The sequence below is a fragment of the Thermogutta sp. genome, assembly GCF_039793925.1.
Lineage (GTDB): Bacteria > Planctomycetota > Planctomycetia > Pirellulales > Thermoguttaceae > Thermogutta.
The window spans coordinates 1-1463 of the sequence record NZ_JBAMME010000131.1 but is presented as its reverse complement, the minus strand read 5'-3'; the positions used below and the strand labels follow the sequence as shown (position 1 = coordinate 1463).

The 1463-nt window shown below is 51.6% G+C and carries 2 protein-coding genes; both read left to right on the top strand.

Annotated features, from left to right (window positions below):
• The first annotated feature begins 502 nt into the window (after positions 1 to 502).
• A complete protein-coding gene (locus ABJK56_RS05440) occupies positions 503 to 1180 on the top strand; it encodes a hypothetical protein (protein WP_347243651.1) in 678 nt (225 codons plus the stop codon).
• Positions 1159 to 1463 (top strand): hypothetical protein (locus tag ABJK56_RS05435; protein ID WP_347243650.1); only part of this gene is annotated, 305 nt, incomplete at its 3' end. The genes ABJK56_RS05440 and ABJK56_RS05435, both read left to right, overlap by 22 nt.

The following is a 1463-nucleotide window of genomic DNA, read 5'->3' as shown; positions in this document are numbered from 1 at the left end:
TGGACGACTCGCGAGGCCATTTAGTGGAGTACAGCACCCAACCGGCCGTTCCGTCCTGGTAAAATCTGGCCAACCCCCGAAGAGGCGATGGCTGCGGGCCCAGCAGATGACAAACACTCTGACGCATATCTCTTTCGTGAGCCGGTGGACCAACGCGCTTCTCCTGTTCCGCAACTACCGGAGTGGCCGCGGTTTCCCATCCTTCATTGGGCTCAGGCAGAGAAATATCGCACAGAGATACGCAACCAATATCCAGGCTGGAAGTTACTCAAGGTGTGCGTTCCCGGGGCCTCGTCAACAAGGATGGCATTCCCATCGCATCGGCGCAAGAAATCAACCCTCTCAAAAGTAGGTTGAGCATCGTTCAACAGCGACTACAAACTCTGGAACTCATGTTTGTCATTGACGACACGGAAAGCATGGAAGATCTGTTTCCCACGCAGCTCGCGCAGTCCGTCAGATTGTGGCCTCGCTTCAACGGCTCCCCACGCGACCGCAACTGTTGGTCGGCGTCACATTTTACAACGACATTACCAACACCCGACGAAACCCCGTCCAGGTGATACCGCTCCAACCGCCCGATCGCCTGGACTGGCTTATCTCGCAAATTCTCAATCATCGTGTCTCCGCCGGGGGCGATCCGCGTGAAATGGTCTTTCACGGAATTACCCAGGCGATTGATCAAGCGGGCTTCAGATCCGATCGGCTGAAAATGCTCATCGTCATCGGCGACGACGGAGATAAGTCAGATGAGAATGATCCCCAACATCCGCAGGAAAACCAAATTGTGGGTCAGCTGATTCGCAATTATACTACGCCCATCAGCTTCGTGGCCATTCAGGTCTACCCACAAGAGAAGCTCACCACGCGTCCTCCGGTGATGGCCTTCTGGGAACAAATGAATACCATCTCTCAATTTTACAACAGCCAATTAAAACACTCTGAAATGAATATCTCATCATTTATACCGGCGATCGTCTACAATGTTCGGCAGGCGAATGAAGTCGTTATTCTTATACTTGAGGCTTTTCAATCTCTCGTTCACCAACAAGAGGAGCTTCACAAACAAATTACCGAGCTGCAGCTTGGTAATTTTTCGGCCGTCCGTGAGGACAGCTGCGGCTCATCACATTTGTCTGTATTTTTGCGGTCGCACTCATGGTATTTCTACCGCTCGTAGTCTACGGGGTTCTCTTCGGGCTCTATGCGGTGCAGCGGCAAATAGTTCTTGAAGACCCGCTCACGCGCTGCCTGTGGGTTGGTTTACCTGGTCTCAAAGAGCAAGCCTTTACTCCGCAACACAAAGAGCAATTGAACAGACTTGTGACAAATGTACCAGGACTATCCGGCTGGTATTTCTTTCATGAAATTGACATATTTTTGGTTTACTTCCCGATTCCTCCAAGGGTGTGTATCAGCGACAGGGAGGACGCGCGATATAAAGGATCCCGTTCTGCACAAGC